The sequence below is a fragment of the Streptomyces sp. NPDC031225 genome (assembly GCF_055570355.1).
Genome location: NZ_JBVIHJ010000011.1, coordinates 117807 through 136127, shown reverse-complemented (window position 1 = coordinate 136127; position 18321 = coordinate 117807). Strand labels below are relative to the sequence as shown.

Here is an 18321-nt window from a genome sequence, read left to right as displayed (position 1 = left end):
GCGCACGAACGGCGCCCGTCAGCCGCCGCGCGCTTCGACTGGGGGGGCATGGGCCGGGAGCGAGGGGGTACACAGCCCACCTCGCCGTCGCACCGCTACCCGTGTGCCCGCACCCGGTCACCGGCGCGGAATCCTCGCCGTGCGGGACGCGCCGGGAGGGGGGAGATTTGATCCCTGGGGCCCGGCGTGCGTCAGCGGCCCGGTGCCCCTTCCGGGACGCGCCCGTGCGAGGAGGTGGTCGGCGTGTCCGACGGGCACATGTCCGCCCCGGCGCCGGCGAGCGCCCGGACGCGGGTGGGCCGTCCGCTGCTCTCCCTGGCACTGGCGTCGATGATGGACGAGGTGCACGCCCATTCGGGTGCGGTGTATCTGCTGGCCCCCGGCGAACCGGTGCTGGAGATGGCGGTGATGGCGGGCCTGCCGCGGGCGTTCGCGGCGCCCTGGGAACGGGTGGGCCTGAGCGCGCCGATCCCGGTGGCCGAGGCGGTGCGGGAGCGGCGGCTGGTGTGGGTCGGCGGCGAGCGGGACATGGCGCACCGCTATCCGCGGATCGCCGTGGTGCTGCCGTATCCGTTCGCGCTGGCCGCGGTGCCGGTGGCGACCCCGTCCAAGGTGTACGGCGCGGTCTTCGTGACCTGGCCGGGTTCGCATCCGCCGGAGCTGACCGACCGGGAGCGGGACCATCTGAGCGCGGCCTGCGGGCGGCTCGCGATGCGGCTGGAGCGGGCGGTGCAGGACAGCCGGCCGCCGTACGCCGAGCCGGATCTGCTCGCCGCGGCGCCGGCGGGGGGCGTGGCCGGGACGCTGGGCACGGTGGAGGCGGCTCGGATGGTGGCGCGGCTGCCGTACGGGCTGTGCTCGCTCGACCTGCACGGGCGGGTCTCGTTCGCCAACGCTGCGGCGGCCGGGCTGATCGGGGTCCCGGTCTCCCGGCTGCTGGGCTCGCAGCTGTGGGCGGCGGTGCCGTGGCTCAACGACCCGGTCTACGAGGACCGTTACCGGGCCGCGCTGCTCAGCCAGCACAGTACGTCGTTCGTGGCGTTGCGGCCGCCCGGGGACTGGCTGTCGTTCCGGCTGCACCCGAGCACGACCGGGCTGAGCGTCCGGGTCAGCCGGGCCCGGGCCGTGGCGGAGATGAACCGGGCAGGACCGCGGCCCGGGGACACGCCGGCCCGACTGGTGACGATCTCGCAGGTGCTGAGTCTGGCCGGGGCCCTGACCGAGGCGGTCGGGGTGCAGGACGTGGTGCAGCTGGTGGCGGACGAGATCGCCCCGGCGGTGGGGGGCCAGGCGCTGGTGGTGCTCGGTGCGCAGGCGGGGCGGCTGCACGTGCTCGGGCATCGCGGCTATCCGGACGCGCGGGTAGTGGAGCGCTTCGACGGGCTGCCGCTGGCCGAACCGACGCCCGGGACGCACGCCCTGAACACCGGGGTGCCCGCGTTCTTCGACTCCCGGGAACAGTTGGAGCACCTGTATCCGGGGCGGAACGCCACCCCCGACGGGTTCGCGGCCTGGGCCTACCTGCCGTTGATCGCCTCGGGGCGCCCGGTGGGCACATGCGTGCTGGCCTACGCGGAACCGCACCCCTTCCACGCGGACGAGCGTGCGGTCCTGACGAGTCTCGGCGGGCTGATCGCCCAGGCCCTGGAGCGGGCCGTGCTGTACGACGCCAAGCACCGGTTGGCGCACGGTCTGCAGGCCGCCCTGCTGCCGCACACGTTGCCCCGACTGCCCGGCATCGACGCGGCGGCCCGCTATCTGCCGGCCACTCAGGGCATGGACATCGGCGGCGACTTCTACGACCTGGTGCCGGTGAACGGACACGCGGCCGCCGTGATCGGGGATGTGCAGGGGCACAACGTGACGGCAGCCGGGCTGATGGGGCAGCTCCGGACGGCGGTACGGGCGTACACGACCGTCGGCCAGCCGCCCGAGGAGGTCATGCGCTCGACCAACCGGCTGCTGATCGACCTCGGCGCCGACCTGTTCGCGAGTTGTCTGTATCTGGGGCTCGATCCCGGGCGGGGGCGGGCCGTGATGGCGCGGGCGGGGCATCCCCCGCCGTTGCTGCGGCGGCCGGACGGACGGGTGCGGGTGCTGGACCTGGCCGGCGGCCCGCTGCTGGGGATCGACGCCTCGGCCGTCTACCCGTCGACGGAGGTGGAGCTCGCGCCGGGTTCCGTCCTCGTCCTCTATACCGACGGTCTGATCGAGTCCCCCGGCGTCGACATCGAGGACGCGTTGGCCGATCTGGGAGAGCGGCTGGCCGAGGCCGGTGACCGTCCACTCGACGACCTGGCCGACGAACTCGTCCGCCGCAGTGCCGCCGCGCGGGAGCGGATCGACGACGTGGCGTTGCTGTTGCTGCGGGCCGACGGCTGACGACGGGGCGCAACGCGCCGGTCCGGCCCTCCCGCCGGAGGGCCGGACCGTTGCACCTTCCGTCCTGCATCGCGCTGTGGCCGGAAGGTGGTCGTGCGGACCGACGTCGGCAGCGGAGGGTGGGGGGCGGACCGCTGCCGACGCGGCCGGTACAGGGGACCGGTACAGGAGGTCCGGCGTCAGACCCCCTGAGGGATCAGTGGGACTCCGTCACACCGGTGCCGTCGTCGGCGCCGTTGCCCGTCGCGTCGCCGTTGCCCGTCGCGTCGCCGTTGCCGGCCTCTTCGCCGCCGATCTGGTCACCGCCGACCTCCTCGCCGGGGCTCGCACTGGCCTCGTCGCCCGCACCGGCACCCGCACCGGCACCCGCGTCGTCACCGGCACCGGCCTCTTCGCCCGCACCGGCACCGGCGTCACCGGCACCCGCGTCGCCCGCACCGGCTTCCTCGCCGCCGGCCTGGTCGTCGCCCGCGCCGCCGGCCGCGTCACCCGCGCCGAGGGTGGCGCCGACCGCCTGGAGAGCGGTGGTCACCGGCTGGAAGAAGGTCTCGCCGCCGACGGTGCAGTCGCCGCTGCCGCCGGAGGTCAGGCCGATCGCGGAGCCGTCCTGGGTGAACAGCGAGCCGCCGCTGTCGCCGGGCTCGGCGCAGACGTCGGTCTGGATGAGCCCGGTGACGGTGCCCTCGGGGTAGTTCACGGTCGCGTCGAGTCCGAGGACCTGGCCGTCGGCGAGGCCCGTGGTGGAGCCCATCCGGAAGACCTGGGCGCCGACCTCGGCGTCCGCGGCCTGGTTGATCGCGACGGTCTGGCCGCCGCCGACGTTGACCTCGCTGGGCGCCACGGTCGCCGGGTCGTCGTACTTGACGAGGGCGAAGTCGCCGTCACCGGGGAAGGTGGCCTGGTCGACGGTGGCGATGGGCTGGCCGTCCTGGGTGTCCGACCACTGCTCGGCCGCGACCCCGCAGTGACCCGCGGTCAGGAATGCGGGGCTGCCGTCGCCCGCGGTGACGTTGAAGCCGAGCGAGCAGCGGGCGCCGCCGCCGAAGATCGCGTCACCACCGGAGACGAAGGTCTTGAGGGTGCCGGCCGACTTCTTGATCGTCGCCATGTCGGAGCCGAGGCTCTTCACGGTCGACTCGATGGTGTTCCACTTGGCGCCGGTGACCGTGCTGTCGGCGGTCACGAGGATCTTGTTGGTGCGCGGGTCGACGGCCCAGGAGGTGCCCGGGATGGTCGCCTCCTGCTTGAGGGTCTTCGCGCCGGCAGCCAGTTCGGGGAGGCTGTTGTCGACTTCGCGGACCTCTGCGCCCGCCTTCTTCGCCTGCACGACGACGTTGTTGCTGTCGCCGGAGACCACGTTGTTCACGACGTTCACGACGAGCTGCTGCTTGTCGGAGTCGTAGTAGGACCCGGCGAAGGCGTCGCCCAGCAGCTTCTCGAGTTGCGAGGCGAGGTCCGAGGCGTCCGTCGCCTTGAGCGTCTTGGGTGCGACGGCCGCCGTGTCGTTCGACGAGCCGTCCTGGGACGCGTTGGCGTTGGGCAGCAGAATCGCGGCCGCTCCGAGCGCTACGACGGTGCCTGCCGCGAACGCGGCCTTGCGCTTCGGAATTCGCTTGTGACTCAAACTTCTCGACCTCCTGGGGGGACCGGAGTCTTTACCGCCGTATGGCAGTTGTGCGGGGCGCCTGGATGGTCATGGGTACGCAGGGTGCGCCCGGTGCGTTCAATGCCGTTTCTTTACACGCCGATTGCCACGCCGATTCGGCCACGGGCCGTGCCGGGCGCGTGGCGGGCGGGAACAATCCCCCATATGACGATGACGCCCGCCGAAGCCGACAAGATCCTCACCGGCAACTTCGCCCCTTGGGTCCTCGACCTCGGCCTCATGGTCGAGACGCTCGGGGACGACCATGCGGTCCTGCGTCTTTCCTGGTCACAGCGGTTGGCCCGGGAGGGTGGCGCACTGTCGGGCCAGGCGCTGACGGCCGCCGCCGACACCGCCGCGGTGATCGCCGTGGCGGCGGACCGGGGCAGCCACGGGCCCATGACGGCGGTGCAGCAGTCCACGGCTTTCCAGCGGGCGGTGGCCGGTTCGGATGTCCTGATCAAGGCGGTCGTCACCAAGCTGGGCCGCCGCATGCCGTTCGCCGACATCACCCTGACCGACTCCGTGTCGGGTGGACTCGCGGCCCGCGCGAGCACGGTCTACGCGCTCCTGGGCTGAACACTCGCGGAAATGACACGCTCAGCAAGTGGTCGGCGACGTTCCGTTGTGGATTCTGCCCCGAATCCCCCCTTCAGCGAATCTGCACATCGAATGCTCAACCAGGTCACCGGTGGCGGAAGTTCTGCACACTTGGCGGCCGGCGCCCATGCCATTGGAGAGGTGTGTCGCATTCGCCGCACCGACGGCAAGCGCCGCCGCACGCCATTACGGCATCACATGTGAAGAAGTCGACTCCAAGGCGTGCGCAACCCTGCACCGATGGAAGCTTCTGTGACTCAAGTTCCCTGGTGAGACGGGTGATTGATTGGAAGCGCGGCGCCGCAGCGTGCTTTGATCCATCGCACCGCAGGGCAGCCAGGCATTCCCGGAAACGGGGGTCGGGCATCTGCGATCGCGGCCGTCATCTGTCCCCAGAGGGGGCCGCTCCCCCCTTGCTGAGATATCCACACGAAGGGAAGTTCCATCATGAACTCCACCCCCCAGGTTGAGACCGTCGAGATCTCGGACGCCGACCTCGACAACGTCTCCGGCGGCCTCGCCCTCAACGCCCTCGGCACCGTCACCGGCCTGGTGGACGGCGTCGCCCCGGTTTCCGGCCTGGTCAACACCGTTGTCGGCACCGTCGAGGGTGTCACCGGCCTGAACACCGCCCCGGTCACCGGCCTGGTCGCCGGTCTCTGATCACACTCCACGTGATCTGATCGCACCACTTGTGATCGCCCTGTCCCGGAGCCGCTTACTGGCTCCGGGGCTTTCGGGTTTCGAAAACCAGCCGGCTCACGGGCCGGGGATCGTACACCAACCGGCTCACGCGAGCCGGTCCTCTCTCTTTCGCAGGTGAGGGAAGTTCCGTGCAGTTCCGCCAACAGGCCCTCGCCAAGCTCCAGTCACCGGAGGAGCTCGACCTTCCGGTGCGCTTCGCCCGTCCGCAGGGCTGGCTCGTGATGTCCGTGACGGTGGTCGTGATGGCCGCCGCCGCCGTGTGGGCGGTGACCGGTTCGGTCGCCTCCACGGTGAGCGCGCCCGCCATCCTCACGCACGGGCAGGGCAGTTACATCCTGCAGAGCCCGGTCGCCGGCCAGGTCACGAAGGTGCTCGCCGCCGAGGGGCAGCAACTGCCCGCCGACTCCCCCGTACTGAAGGTCCGCACGTCCAAGGGCGACACGGTCGTCCGTACGGTCGCCGCGGGCCGGGTCACCGCACTGGCGGCCACCATCGGCCAGATCATCTCGACCGGCGCGAACGTCGCCGCCGTGGAGAAGGTCGCCCACAGCTCCGACCCGATGTACGCCACGGTGTACGTGCCCGCCGAGAACGCGGCCGCCATCCCGGCGAACGCCCCCGTGGACCTGACCGTCTCCTCGGTGCCCACCCAGGAGTACGGCGTGCTGCGCGGCCATGTGAAGTCGGTGGACCGCTCGGCGCAGTCGGCGCAGCAGATCGCCGCTTTCCTCGGGGACAGCCAGCTCGGCGAGCAGTTCTCCAAGGACGGCCGTCCGGTCGCCGTCCTGGTGAGGCTGGACAAGTCGAAGGGCACGAAGAGCGGTTACAAGTGGTCATCCGCGGACGGACCGCCCTTCGCCCTCACCTCCATGACCGTGGCCTCGGGTTCGATCCGGCTGGCCGACCAGCGCCCCGTCGATTGGCTGCTGCCGTGAGCACCGCACAGGACACCAGGAGCAGACGCCGCTCCGCCCCGCCCAAGCGCCCGGTCCCCACGGGGAAGGCGAAGACGGTCCGGACACCCACCGTCCTGCAGATGGAGGCCGTGGAGTGCGGCGCCGCGTCTTTGGCCATGGTGCTCGGCCACTACGGCAAGCACGTCCCGCTGGAGGAGCTGCGCATCGCCTGCGGTGTCTCCCGGGACGGCTCGCGGGCCAGCAACCTCCTCAAGGCGGCCCGCAGTTACGGCCTGACCGCCAAGGGCATGCAGATGGACACGGCCGCGCTCGCCGGGGTGAGGACACCGGCCGTGCTGTTCTGGGAGTTCAACCACTACGTCGTCTACGACGGCATGGGGCGCCGCTTCGGCCGCCGCGGTGTGTACATCAACGACCCGGGCAAGGGCCGTCGTTTCGTGCCCATGGAGGACTTCGACGGCAGCTTCACGGGTGTCGTGCTGGTGATGGAGCCCGGCGAGGGCTTCACCACGGGCGGCCGCAAACCGGGGATCCTCGGCGCGATGCCGGCCCGGCTGCGCGGCACCGCGGGCACCATGCCGGCGTCGGTCCTGGCGAGTCTGCTGCTGGTGCTGGTAGGCGCCGCCACGCCCGCTCTGAGCCGCACCTACATCGACATGTTCCTGATCGGCGGCCAGACCTCCCTGCTCGGCGTGCTCTTCGCGTCGATGGGCACCTGTGTGGCTCTCACCCTCGCCCTGACCTGGCTCCAGCAGGCGAACCTGCTGCACGGCCGCATCATCTCCTCGACCCTCTCCAGCGCCCGTTTCCTGCGCCACCTGCTGCGCCTGCCGGTGACGTTCTTCTCCCAGCGCAGCCCGGCCGACCTGGTCCAGCGACTCCAGTCCAACGACCAGGTCGCCGAGACCCTGTCCCGCGACCTCGCGGCGGCGGGCGTCGACGCCGTGGTCGTCGTCCTGTACGCGCTCCTGCTCTACACCTACGATCCGCAGCTCACCTACGTCGGCATCGGCGTCGCCCTGCTCAACGTGGTGGCGATGCGGGTCGTCATCCGGCTGCGGGCCACCCGTACGGCGAAGCTGCGCGCGGACAGCGCCCGGCTCACCAACACCGCCTACACCGGCCTGCAGTTGATCGAGACGATGAAGGCGACCGGCGGCGAGGACGGCTACTTCCGCAAGTGGGCCGGGCAGCACGCCACCACGCTGGAGGAGCAGCAGCGGCTCGGGGTGCCGAGCGCCTGGCTGGGTGTGGTGGCGCCGATGCTGGCCACCTTCAACAGCGCCCTCATCCTGTGGATCGGCGGCATGCGAGCCGTCGAGGGCGGGATCTCCGTCGGTCTGCTGGTCGCCTTCCAGGCCCTGGTCACCCGTTTCACCGCGCCGATCACCCGCCTCAACGGCGTGGCCGGCCGCATCCAGGACTTCGCCGCCGACGTGGCCCGCCTGAAGGACGTGGAGAACTTCAAGGCCGACCCGCTCTACGACCGCCCCGGCGCCGGCGACTCGACGCGCCGGCTGCAGGGTCACGTCGAGCTGCAGAACATCACCTTCGGCTACAACCCGCTCGACAAGCCGCTGCTGACCGGCTTCGACCTGACCGTGGGGCCCGGCCGGCAGGTTGCGCTGGTCGGCGGTTCCGGCAGCGGCAAGTCGACCGTGTCCCGGCTGATCTCGGGCCTGTACGCCCCCTGGGAGGGGGTGATCCGCATCGACGGACAGCGCCTGGACGACATCCCGCGCGGCGCGCTCGCCTCCTCGGTGTCCTTCGTCGACCAGGACGTGTTCCTCTTCGAGGGCTCCGTCCGCGACAACGTGGCGCTGTGGGACCCGTCGATCCCGGACGACGCCGTGGTGGACGCCCTGCGGGACGCCGCCCTGTACGACGTGGTGCTGCGCCGCCCCGGCGGCATCCACACCAGGGTCGAGCAGGACGGCCGCAACTTCTCCGGCGGGCAGCGCCAACGCCTGGAGATCGCGAGGGCGTTGGTGCGCAGACCCAGCATCCTGGTCCTCGACGAGGTGACCAGCGCGCTGGACGCGGAGACCGAACTGACCGTCATGGACAACCTCCGCAAGCGCGGCTGCGCCTGTGTGGTGATCGCGCACCGGCTCAGCACCGTGCGCGACAGCGACGAGATCGTCGTACTGGAACACGGCACGATCGTGGAGCGCGGGCGGCACGAGGAACTGGTGGCGCGCGGCGGCGCGTACGCGGCGCTGGTCAAGGAACGGTGACATGACCTCCCCGGACATGAACTCCCCCCAGCACGGTGACGTGGTCCTCAGTGCTCTGGGGCAGATGGGCACCCGCATCGACTGCGCAGGGCACAGCCGCCTGGACCTCGAAGGCCCGCAGGTGCTGTGGCTGGTGATGTCCGGTGCCGTGGACCTGTTCGCGGTGGACGCCGAACAACAGGGCCACTGGCATCACCTGGGCCGTCTGGAGCCGGGCGCCCTGCTGCTCGGGCCGGTGGCGGGACCCCAGCACACCCTGGTGGCACGGCCCCTGCGGGACTGCGTGGTCCACCGCATCGGCCTGCGCGAGCTGTACGAACCCGCGAACACCCAGACGTGGTCGTACGACGCGTACGGCAACCCCCAGTACGTACCGCCGACGACGAGCCCGCTGGAGTACGCCCTCGCACTCGGCGTGGGCCGGAGTCTGTCCATCCTCTTCCAGGCGCCGATGGCCGACGAACGGGCCGCCGCCCCGACCGACGACGACGTCTTCTGGATGCAGGTGCCGCCGGGAAGCGTGCAGTACGGCTCGCACTACGGCGCCGAGGCGGCCGCCGACCTGCTGATGGACCCCGGGGTCTGGCAGAGCATGGTCGACCAGCAGTACCGGCTGCTGACCACGCTGGACCGCTGGATCGAACAGCTGGAACACACCCACGAGACCCGGACGGCCGCCGGCATCAAGGCCGGTGAGGCGGTCCGCGCCCAGGCCGACCGGACACTGCTGGCGTCCATCGGCCGGTCGAAGCAGCGGGCGACGGCCGCCGACGCGGACGCGAGTTACGCGGCGTGCAAGCTGGTCGCCGAGGCCGCCGGGATCCCGCTCGCCGAGAACGCCCGGAGCGGCACCGAGAGCGACCGCCTCGATCCTGTCGAGCGCATCGCCCTCGCCTCCCGGGTCCGTATCAGGTCCGTACGCCTTGAGGGCAGTTGGTGGCACGACAACGTCGGTCCGCTGGTCGGTCACCGGGCCCTGTCGGGTGCGCCGGTCGCGCTGCTGTGGCGACGCGGCGGTTATGTGGCGGTGCACCCGGCGACGGGACGGGAGACGCCGGTCGAGAAGGACAACACGGAGGAGTTCGAGCCCCGCGCGGTGATGTTCTACCGCCCCCTTCCCGACCGGAAGCTCAGCCTGCCGGGACTGCTCCGGTTCAGCATGCGCGGCACCGGTGGCGACGTGTCGAACCTGCTGCTCAGCGGTCTGGTGACGGTGGGGATCGGCGCGCTGGTCCCGATCGCCACCGGAAAGGTGCTCGGTGAGTTCGTACCGAAGGCGCAGACCGGGCTGATCGTCCAGGTGTGTCTGGCCGTGATGGTCAGCGGTGTGGTGACGGCGGCCTTCATGTTGCTCCAGAACCTCACCATGCTCCGCCTGGAGGGCCGTATCGAGGCGACCCTCCAGCCGGCGGTGTGGGACCGGCTCCTGAGGCTGCCCACGAAGTTCTTCACCGAGCGCTCCACCGGTGAACTGGCCAGTCAGGCCATGGGCATCAGCTCGATCCGCCGGATGATGGCGGGCATCGGCCCGGCGGTCGCCCAGTCGCTGACCGTCGGAGCGATGAACCTGGCACTGCTGTTCTGGTACAGCGCGCCGATGGCCATGGCGGCGATCGGCATGCTCGTCGTGATCGCCGCGGGATTCCTCGGCCTCGGGCTGTGGCAGGTGCGCTGGCAGCGACGGCTGGTGGTCCTCAGCAACAAGCTGAACAACCAGGCCTTCCAGACCCTGCGCGGGCTGCCCAAGCTGCGCGTCGCGGCGGCCGAGAACTACGCCTACGCGGCCTGGGCCTCGGAGTTCGCCCGCAGCCGCGAACTCCAGCAGAAGGTCGGGCGGATCAAGAACCTCACCACGGTGATGGGCTCGGTCTACCTCCCGCTGTGCACCCTGCTGATGTTCATGCTGCTCGCGGGCCCGGCGCGCGGCTCGATGTCGGCGGCGGAGTTCCTCACCTTCAACACCTCGGTGACGATGCTGCTGACCGCGGTCACCTCGCTCACCGGCTCCTTCGTCTCGGTGGTGGCCGCGCTCCCGCTGTTCGAGGAGATCAAGCCGGTCCTGGACGCCGCCCCCGAGGTCCGCACCGCGAGCACCCGTCCGGGTCCGCTCACCGGGGCGATGGAGGCGCGCAGGCTCTCCTTCCGTTACTCCGACGACGGTCCGCTGATCCTCGACGACGTGTCCTTCGAGATCCGGCCGGGTGAGTTCGTGGCGATCGTCGGCCCGAGCGGCTGCGGCAAGTCGACCCTGCTCAGGCTGCTGATCGGATTCGACCGCCCGGTCTCCGGGAGTGTCCTCTACGACGGCCAGGACCTGGCGGCCCTCGACCAGTCGGCGGTGCGCAGGCAGTGCGGTGTCGTCCTCCAGCACGCCCAGCCGTTCACCGGCTCCATCATGGACGTGATCTGCGGCACCGAGCCCTACACCCCGGAGGAGGCGATGGCGGCGGCCTCGATGGCGGGGCTCGCGGAGGACATCCAGCGGATGCCGATGGGCCTGCACACCATCGTGTCGGGCAGCGGCGCCATCTCCGGCGGGCAGCGCCAACGCCTGATGATCGCCCAGGCGTTGATACGGCGGCCGCGGATCCTCTTCTTCGACGAGGCGACCAGCGCCCTGGACAACGAGACCCAGCGCACGGTCATCGAGTCCACCAAGGCCCTCCACGCCACCCGGATCGTCATCGCCCACCGCCTGTCCACGGTGCTGGACGCGGACCGCGTGATCGTGATGGAGAACGGCAAGGTCGCCCAGCAGGGACCGCCCGCACAACTCCTCGCGGACACCGGCGGACGGCTGCACGAGCTGGTGCGACGACAGATGGCGTGACGCTGAGACGGCCTGACGGGGTGACGTCAGGACCGGTCAGGGCGTTCGCGGGAACCGTCTGTGTCCACGGCGGAGAAACCGTTCGCCGGACCGCCCGGCGCTCTGCTTGGCTGACCCCATGACCGATCTCCACATCCGCCACGCCACCCCTGCCGACATCGACACCGTGCTGCGGTTCTGGCGCGACGCCGCCGAAGGAACGAGCATCAGCGACGACCACGACGGAGTGGGCCGACTCATCGCGCGAGACCCCGAAGCCCTGCTTCTCGCAGAGCGCGACGGACTGCTCACGGGAACCGTGATCGCCGGTTTCGACGGCTGGCGCTGCTCCGCCTACCGGCTCGCCGTACATCCGGACCACCGCCGGCAGGGCATCGCCACCGCCCTGCTGGACGCGGTCGAACAGCGCTTCGCCGCCCTGGGCGGGCGCCGCGTCGACGCCATGGTCCTGGAGGCCAACGAACAGGCACAGCATGCCTGGGCCGCCGCCGGCTATCACCGCGAGGACCACTGGCGCCGCTGGGTCAAGCCGCTCTAGGACCGGCGACCCCTCCCTCGCGCACCGCCCCCACTCCACCCACTCTCAGCGAAACGTTGCCGTTTCGCTGAGAGTGGTCTAGCCTCCATGTGTACGAAACGGTTTCGTTTACGCATTGGTAACGCCCAGCCGACTTTCCCTGGAGTGGTGGATTCCCATGTCCGAGAAGACTCTGACCGAGAGCAGCCGGGAGGACGCCGTACAGGCACACCCCGACGCCTCGGCCAAGCGGTGGTGGATTCTCGCCGTCGTCGCCCTCGCCCAGCTGATGGTGGTCCTGGACGCCACCATCGTGAACATCGCCCTGCCCTCGGCCCAGGCCGACCTCGGCTTCTCCGACGGCAACCGGCAGTGGATCGTCACGGCGTACGCGTTGGCGTTCGCGTCCCTGCTGCTGCTCGGCGGCAGGATCGCCGACCTCTTCGGCCGCAAGACGGCCTTCCTCATCGGTGTCGTCGGCTTCGCCGCCGTCTCCGCGCTCGGCGGTGCCGCCACCAACTTCGAGATGCTGGTCACCGCCCGCGCTCTGCAGGGTGCGTTCGGCGCGCTCCTCGCGCCCGCCGCGCTCTCGTTGCTCAACACGACGTTCACCGACGCCAAGGAACGCGCCAAGGCGTTCAGTGTCTACGGCGCCATCGCCGGTGCCGGCGGTGCGGTGGGCCTGCTGCTCGGTGGCGTCCTGACCGACGCCCTGGACTGGCGCTGGACGCTCTACGTCAACGTCGCCATCGCCGTCGTCGCCTTCGCGGGCGGCTGGCTGCTGCTGCACAACCACCGCGACGCCGCCAACTCCAAGCTGGACGTGCCCGGTACCGTACTGGTCGCCGGCGGTCTCTTCTCCCTGGTGTACGGCTTCTCCAACGCCGAGACCCACGACTGGGGTTCCCCGCAGACCTGGGGCTTCCTGATCGCGGGCGGCGCGCTGCTGGCCGCCTTCACCTGGTGGCAGACCCGCGCCGCGCACCCCCTGCTGCCGCTGCGCATCCTGCTGGACCGCAACCGCGCCGCGTCCTTCCTGGCCGTGCTGATCTCCGGCGGCGGCATGTTCGGTGTCTTCCTCTTCCTCACCTACTACCTCCAGCTAAACCTCGGCTTCAGCCCCACGAAGACCGGTGTGGCCTTCCTGCCGATGGTCGCCGCGCTGATGGTCGCCGCGCAGATCGGCACCACGATGCTGGTGCCCCGGATCGGCCCGAAGGCGGTCATCCCGCTGGGCTTCGCGATCGCCGCGGTCGGCATGGCCTGGCTCTCCGGGATCGACGTCGGCTCCAGCTACGTCTCCGCGGTGCTGCCGCAGCTGATCGTGACCGGACTCGGCCTCGGCCTGGTCATGCCTCCGGCCATGCAGCTGGCCACCGGCGGGGTGGCGTCCGAGGACGCCGGTGTCGCCTCCGCCACCGTCAACGCCATGCAGCAGGTGGGCGGTTCGATCGGTACGGCGCTGCTGAACACGCTGGCCGCGAGCGCCGCCACCGACTACCTGGTCGGCAGGAACGCCGCGAACAAGCTGGTCCAGGCCCAGGCGACGATCGAGAGCTACACCACCGCCTTCTGGTGGTCGGCGGGCCTCTTCGGCGCCGGCGCCGTGATCACCCTGCTGCTCTTCCGGCGCGGGGTGCCGGAGCAGGACGCGGACGCCGCACCCGTCGTCCACATGTAACCGCCGCCGCAGGAGCCGCCAGGTCCGAAGGGCCGCCGTCAGCAGGGAGACGGCGGCCCTTCTCGTGGTCCCGTACGCGTAATGGGACTCCTCGGGCCCGGTCGCCCGGAGTGACGACCCGGCGCGACGGCTGACGTTGAAGGGGGTCGCGCATGGGTACCCACAGTTCCATGCGGATAAGCGTGGTGGATGTGGGTTCGAACACGGTGCGACTCGTGGTGGCGGACGCCGAGGACGGGGTGCCGTTGCCGGTGCACACGGCGAAGTGGCGGCTGAGACTCTCCAATCATGTGCGGCCGGGTGGACCGGTACCCGAGGAGGCCGTGGAGCAACTGGTGGAGGCGGTGGAAGGGGCGAAGCGGACCGCCGCGAGGTGGGGTGCGGCCGGACCGCTCGCCTTCGCGACGGCCGTCGTGCGCTCCGCACCGAACCGCGAGGAGGTGCTTCGCGCCGTGCGGACGAGGACCGGCGTCGCTCTCTGCACGCTGCCCGGCGAGGTGGAGGCCGAACTCACCTTCCTCGGGGCGCGACGGTGGATGGGCTGGCGCTCCGGGCCGCTCGCGCTGTTCGACATCGGCGGCGGCTCACTCGAAGTGGCCTTCGGACGCGGCCGGTTGCCGGACTACGTGGCCTCGCTCCCGCTGGGCGCGGGCCGGCTGACCCACGAGTTCCTCCTGGGCCAGGACCCACCGCCCCCGGAGGCACTGCGGGCACTGCGCCGCAAGGTCCGCCACCAGCTGCGGGACGTGGCGTCGCGCATCCGCTGGGAAGGACCACGCACCGCGGTGGCCACCTCGCGCACCTTCCAGCAGCTGGGTCGGCTCTGCGGAACCTCACCGGGGCGGCACGGTCCGTTCGTGGAACGGCGGATGCACCGCGCCGACCTGGGGGACGCGATCGAGCGGCTGGCCGCGCTCCCGGCCGCACGCCGGTCCGAACTGCCCGGCATCTCCGCGCCGCGCGCCGCGCAGAGTCTGGCGGGTGCGGTGGTCGGACACACGGCGATGAAGCTCACCGGCATCAGGACGGTCACCATCTGTCCCTGGGCGATCCGCGAGGGCGTCCTGCTGCGGCACATCGAGGACGGCCCGTCCTGGTGGGCGGAGGTCGCCCACCGGAACGAGGAGACCACTCCCCCGGACCCGGTGCCCCTGCGCATCGCGGCCGCCACACGCTGAGCCAAGCCGCCCCATCCGAACGACGAGAAGGCCACCGGCCGCCGACCGGTGGACGAGCAGAGAGGAGCCGACCGTGTCCGAGAGGAGGCAGAGGCCGGACACCTCCCTGGAGGAGGTCCTGCGCGAGTTCGAGGACGCCGAGACGCGCATCCAGGACCCCGACGAGAAGCGCGGACACGAGGGCGAGGCCGGAGAGGCCATCACCCCGAACACCCACGCCCAGGAGGAGTCGAAGGGCGAGTGACCCCGGGCAGCCGATGCCGGCCGGCGCACCCGAGATCTCCGTGATCACGTGGTGCGCGCCCTCCTGGGTGTCGACGCGGCCGGATGACCTCGTGTTCCCCGGGTACTCGGGGCGCATGGATCACGACCTCCAAGGACCACTGCTGCCGCCGGCCCGGGGCCCTGTCTCCGCGGCCGTCGAGGAGTATCTGCTCGGCGCCGGATCGTTGCCGCGCCACGAGGAGGTCGCGGCGGCAGCCGTGTACGGCGACGACTTCCAGCTCGCCCTGTACCTCTGTTACGAACTGCACTACCGCGGCTTCGCCGGCGTGTCCCCCGACCACGAGTGGGACCCCGACCTGCTGCGCACCCGGGCCGCACTGGAGCACCGCTTCCTGTCCGCCCTGCGCACGGACACCGAAGTCCACGACAGCGTCGAGGACGCGCTCGCCGGACTTCTCGTCGAACCCGTCGACGGCACGGGTGTCAGCCACTTCCTGAGCAAGGAGGGCGAGCTGTGGCAGGTGCGCGAGTACGCGGCCCAGCGCTCCCTCTACCACCTCAAGGAGGCCGACCCGCACGCATGGGTGCTGCCCAGGCTCTGGGGCCGCGCCAAGGCGGGCATGGCGGCCGTGGAGTTCGACGAGTTCGGCGGCGGCCGCCCCGACCGCGTCCACGCCCTCCTGTTCGCCGAGCTGATGACGGACCTGCGCCTGGACACGACCTACGGGCACTACCTGGACGCGGCCTGCGCGGAGCTGCTCGCGACGGTGAACCTCATGTCGCTGCTGGGCCTGCACCGCAGTCTGCGCGGGGCACTCGTGGGCCACTTCGCGGCGGTCGAGATCACCTCCTCGCCCGGCTCCCGGCGGCTGGCCGAGGCGATGCGCCGCACCGGCGCGGGAGCGGCCGCCGAGCACTTCTACGACGAACACGTCGAGGCCGACGCCGTCCACGAGCAGGTCGTACGCCATGACGTCATCGGGGGTCTGCTGGACGAGGAGCCGCATCTCGCCGCTGACATCGCCTTCGGCATCGACGTCACCGGTCATGTCGAGGACCGGCTCGCGGAGCGTCTCCTGAGTGACTGGCGGGCCGGCCGCTCGTCCCTGCGCATTCCGCTTCCTTCCGAAACCTCCCATATTTCCTGAATGCCGGGGTACTTGGCCGAGGTGAGATCACTGATTCCGCCCCTGGTCCTCCCCGGTGTGTACACCCCGCAGGAGGACACCGCGCTCCTGGCGGGGGCCCTGTCCGAAGAACCGCTGCCGCCGGGCGCGCACGTCCTCGACGTGGGCACCGGCACCGGTGCGCTGGCACTGCAGGCAGCGCACCGGGGCAGCAGGGTGACGGCGGTGGACGTGTCGTGGCGGGCGGTCTGCACGGCCCGGCTGAACGCCTGGCTGACCGGGGCGTCCGTCCACGTCCGGCGCGGGAACCTGTTCACGCCCGTACGGGACCAGTCGTTCGATCTGATCCTGACCAATCCGCCGTACGTGCCCGCGCCGACGACGGCGGGCAAACTGCCGCGGGGCAGGGCCCGGGCCTGGGACGCGGGCCATGACGGGCGGTTCGTGCTGGACCGGGTCTGCCGGGAGGCGCCCGGTCTGCTGCGTCCCGGAGGGGTGCTGCTGATCGTGCACTCCGAGCTGAGCGACTCGGCGCGGACGGTCGGGCATCTGCGCGAGGCCGGTCTCAAGGCCGCCGTGACCCGCCGTCACCGCATCGCGTTCGGTCCGGTGTTGCGTACCCGGGAGGACTGGCTGCGCCGGTGCGGGCTGCTGTCCGCCACCGCCACGGCCGACGAGAAGGAAGAGCTGGTGGTCGTCCGTGCCGAACTCCCCCTCTGAGCAGCCGTGCCGCATCCGCGTCCAGCACCGGGGTCCGCTCCTCGTGGAAGGGCCGGTGGAGGTGGAGCTGGAGGACGGCAGCACGGTCGTCTCCGACCGCTTCCGGGTGGCTCTGTGCACGTGCCGGCGCAGTCGTCGCTACCCCTGGTGCGACACCAGCCACCGGGACCGCACCCACACATAGACAAGAAGTCAACGCTATTGACTGAAATTCACTTGGTCGAGTGAACCAGATCTTGCGGACCTCGCTGGATGGATGTTCCGGGCCGCTCCGGGGTAGCTACCGAGATCACATGCGTCCCTCGCCGAGGTGGAGCGGCCATGACGCCGGAGTCCGACGACCGCTTTCCCGAGACACCCACGGCTAACCCGTATGCCCGCACCCGGGCCGACGGCGGTTTCACCGTGGTGGAGGCCGCCGGCGAGATCGACCTCGCGACGGCGGGCTTCCTCGCGGAGCATCTGGACGCGGCGACCGCGACGCCCCGGCCGGACGTGCTGGTGGACCTGCGGCAGGTCGAGTTCTTCGACTGCTCGGGCCTGCGGGTGCTGTGCCGCGCCGACACCCGGGCCCGGGAGCGCGGCGGACGACTGCGCGTGCTCGCCGACGAGCCACGCCTGCACCGGTTGCTGCGCGCCGCGGGCCTGTGGCGCCGCTTTCCGCCGCTGCCCGGGTTCCCGGAGCCCTCGGAGCTGCCCGAAGCGGAATGACCCGAGGGTCCGGCGGACGGCCCCACTCCGTCCGCCGGACCTCGGTGCGGGATCACAGGGTTCCGTGAGAGGGGCGGCACTCCCCAACCGCGAGCCCCTCGGACAGATCACGGGAACCATGCGATCCCGGTCTCAGAACGTGAAGACGCTCGCCCCGTAGGAGTTCTTCACGCACTCGTTGGCGAAGGTGTGCTCATAGGAGACGCGCTTGCCCCTCCACACGCCGTCGACGGTGACCACCAGGGGGGCGTACTCCTTGGTGCACTGCGCGTCGCTCCTGTTCACCAGGGCCTCCAGGTCGCCTCCGACGGCGCGCAGTTCGGCGCAGGCCTGGGCCGCTGCCGGGTGGGTGCCCGACGAGGTCGGGGCACAGGTCAGGGTCACGGCCCGTTCCGGGGTGACGGCGGCGGCGCTGTCGCCGTGGCCGAGGGTGAGCACGAGCGCGGACGGGGCGTAGAGGCCCATGGGAGCGGCGGCCGGTTCGGCGAGAGCGGCCCCGGTCAGGGGTCCGCAGACGGCGGTGGCCGTGAGGCCGAGGGTCGCTGCCCAGCGCGCGGTGTTCCGCATTGTGTGCATCCTTCCGCTGGTTCGAGGGTGCCCTCCGACTCGGTCGGTGCCGGAGCGGCGAGCGTGAGTCTGCCGAGTCCTGGCCCGAACTTCACATCGACCCCACAGGTTTCAGTAACCTTGCGTATTGAATCAGTGGCGTGAAGTCACATCATCCGAACATCCGATCCCTTCAACCGCACGGTTCTTGATCGTCCGATCCGGCCGGATGGCCTGATCACCCCGCCTCGGCAATAGGCCTGAAACATTCCGCTTCAGCCGTCAGCGCACACCGTCACG

16 protein-coding genes are annotated in these 18321 nt (G+C 71.0%); 14 read left to right on the top strand and 2 right to left on the bottom strand.

The features are described 5' to 3' along the window. Window positions 1-234 precede the first annotated feature (234 nt). Window positions 235-2382 (top strand): PP2C family protein-serine/threonine phosphatase, encoded by a 2148-nt coding sequence (locus ACZ48Z_RS20300; RefSeq protein WP_468737231.1) that lies wholly within the window; start codon window positions 235-237, stop codon window positions 2380-2382. A gap of 196 nt (window positions 2383-2578) precedes the next feature. Here ACZ48Z_RS20300 and ACZ48Z_RS20295 read toward each other — a convergent pair whose 3' ends face one another. Then, on the bottom strand, window positions 2579-4006 hold the full coding sequence (locus ACZ48Z_RS20295; RefSeq protein ID WP_468737230.1) for a S1 family peptidase: 1428 nt from the start codon (window positions 4004-4006) through the stop codon (window positions 2579-2581). A gap of 186 nt (window positions 4007-4192) precedes the next feature. Between ACZ48Z_RS20295 and ACZ48Z_RS20290 the strand changes: the two genes are divergently transcribed. From ACZ48Z_RS20290 to ACZ48Z_RS20230, 13 genes are all read left to right on the top strand, one after another. Then, window positions 4193-4606, top strand: a complete 414-nt coding sequence (locus tag ACZ48Z_RS20290; RefSeq protein ID WP_468737229.1) for a hotdog domain-containing protein — start codon at window positions 4193-4195, stop codon at window positions 4604-4606. Between the two features lie 468 nt (window positions 4607-5074). Continuing rightward, complete coding sequence (locus ACZ48Z_RS20285) at window positions 5075-5290, top strand: type A2 lantipeptide (protein WP_468737228.1); 216 nt, start codon at window positions 5075-5077, stop codon at window positions 5288-5290. Between the two features lie 170 nt (window positions 5291-5460). After that, window positions 5461-6267 carry a hypothetical protein gene (locus tag ACZ48Z_RS20280; RefSeq protein ID WP_468737227.1) on the top strand — a complete coding sequence of 269 codons (807 nt, stop codon included), beginning with the start codon at window positions 5461-5463 and terminating at the stop codon, window positions 6265-6267. After that, the gene (locus tag ACZ48Z_RS20275; protein ID WP_468737226.1) at window positions 6264-8486 is read left to right on the top strand and encodes an NHLP family bacteriocin export ABC transporter peptidase/permease/ATPase subunit; all 2223 of its coding nucleotides are present in this window, start codon (window positions 6264-6266) and stop codon (window positions 8484-8486) included. The genes ACZ48Z_RS20280 and ACZ48Z_RS20275 overlap by 4 nt, the downstream gene beginning before the upstream one ends. Window positions 8487-8502: 16 nt before the next feature. After that, window positions 8503-11316 carry an NHLP bacteriocin export ABC transporter permease/ATPase subunit gene (locus tag ACZ48Z_RS20270; RefSeq protein WP_468737361.1) on the top strand — a complete coding sequence of 938 codons (2814 nt, stop codon included), beginning with the start codon at window positions 8503-8505 and terminating at the stop codon, window positions 11314-11316. 118 nt (window positions 11317-11434) lie between these two features. After that, window positions 11435-11854, top strand: coding sequence for a GNAT family N-acetyltransferase (locus ACZ48Z_RS20265; protein WP_468737225.1), 420 nt, complete (start codon window positions 11435-11437; stop codon window positions 11852-11854). 157 nt (window positions 11855-12011) lie between these two features. Next, window positions 12012-13514 (top strand): MFS transporter, encoded by a 1503-nt coding sequence (locus tag ACZ48Z_RS20260; protein WP_468737224.1) that lies wholly within the window; start codon window positions 12012-12014, stop codon window positions 13512-13514. 170 nt (window positions 13515-13684) lie between these two features. Next, window positions 13685-14692 (top strand): Ppx/GppA family phosphatase, encoded by a 1008-nt coding sequence (locus ACZ48Z_RS20255; protein ID WP_468737360.1) that lies wholly within the window; start codon window positions 13685-13687, stop codon window positions 14690-14692. Window positions 14693-14765: 73 nt separating this feature from the next. Beyond that, the gene (locus ACZ48Z_RS20250) at window positions 14766-14936 is read left to right on the top strand and encodes a hypothetical protein (protein ID WP_468737223.1); all 171 of its coding nucleotides are present in this window, start codon (window positions 14766-14768) and stop codon (window positions 14934-14936) included. A gap of 115 nt (window positions 14937-15051) precedes the next feature. Further along, on the top strand, window positions 15052-16065 hold the full coding sequence (locus ACZ48Z_RS20245) for an iron-containing redox enzyme family protein (RefSeq protein WP_468737222.1): 1014 nt from the start codon (window positions 15052-15054) through the stop codon (window positions 16063-16065). Further along, window positions 16066-16764, top strand: coding sequence for a HemK2/MTQ2 family protein methyltransferase (locus ACZ48Z_RS20240; RefSeq protein ID WP_468737221.1), 699 nt, complete (start codon window positions 16066-16068; stop codon window positions 16762-16764). It abuts the gene before it with no gap. Beyond that, window positions 16745-16948 (top strand): CDGSH iron-sulfur domain-containing protein, encoded by a 204-nt coding sequence (locus ACZ48Z_RS20235; protein WP_468737220.1) that lies wholly within the window; start codon window positions 16745-16747, stop codon window positions 16946-16948. Before ACZ48Z_RS20240 ends, ACZ48Z_RS20235 begins: the two co-directional genes overlap by 20 nt. 137 nt (window positions 16949-17085) lie before the next feature. Further along, window positions 17086-17475 carry an STAS domain-containing protein gene (locus ACZ48Z_RS20230; RefSeq protein ID WP_468737219.1) on the top strand — a complete coding sequence of 130 codons (390 nt, stop codon included), beginning with the start codon at window positions 17086-17088 and terminating at the stop codon, window positions 17473-17475. Between the two features lie 132 nt (window positions 17476-17607). Here ACZ48Z_RS20230 and ACZ48Z_RS20225 read toward each other — a convergent pair whose 3' ends face one another. Continuing rightward, window positions 17608-18042 carry a protease inhibitor gene (locus ACZ48Z_RS20225; protein WP_468737218.1) on the bottom strand — a complete coding sequence of 145 codons (435 nt, stop codon included), beginning with the start codon at window positions 18040-18042 and terminating at the stop codon, window positions 17608-17610. Between the last annotated feature and the right edge of the window lie 279 nt (window positions 18043-18321).

Coding starts and splice junctions, on each gene's coding strand:
- ACZ48Z_RS20290 (WP_468737229.1), top strand. CDS start 4,193: ATGACGATGACGCCCGCCGAAGCCGACAAGATCCTCACCGGCAACTTC.
- ACZ48Z_RS20285 (WP_468737228.1), top strand. CDS start 5,075: ATGAACTCCACCCCCCAGGTTGAGACCGTCGAGATCTCGGACGCCGAC.
- ACZ48Z_RS20270 (WP_468737361.1), top strand. CDS start 8,503: ATGAACTCCCCCCAGCACGGTGACGTGGTCCTCAGTGCTCTGGGGCAG.
- ACZ48Z_RS20265 (WP_468737225.1), top strand. CDS start 11,435: ATGACCGATCTCCACATCCGCCACGCCACCCCTGCCGACATCGACACC.
- ACZ48Z_RS20260 (WP_468737224.1), top strand. CDS start 12,012: ATGTCCGAGAAGACTCTGACCGAGAGCAGCCGGGAGGACGCCGTACAG.
- ACZ48Z_RS20255 (WP_468737360.1), top strand. CDS start 13,685: ATGCGGATAAGCGTGGTGGATGTGGGTTCGAACACGGTGCGACTCGTG.
- ACZ48Z_RS20245 (WP_468737222.1), top strand. CDS start 15,052: ATGGATCACGACCTCCAAGGACCACTGCTGCCGCCGGCCCGGGGCCCT.
- ACZ48Z_RS20240 (WP_468737221.1), top strand. CDS start 16,066: ATGCCGGGGTACTTGGCCGAGGTGAGATCACTGATTCCGCCCCTGGTC.
- ACZ48Z_RS20230 (WP_468737219.1), top strand. CDS start 17,086: ATGACGCCGGAGTCCGACGACCGCTTTCCCGAGACACCCACGGCTAAC.
- ACZ48Z_RS20225 (WP_468737218.1), bottom strand. CDS start 18,042: ATGCGGAACACCGCGCGCTGGGCAGCGACCCTCGGCCTCACGGCCACC.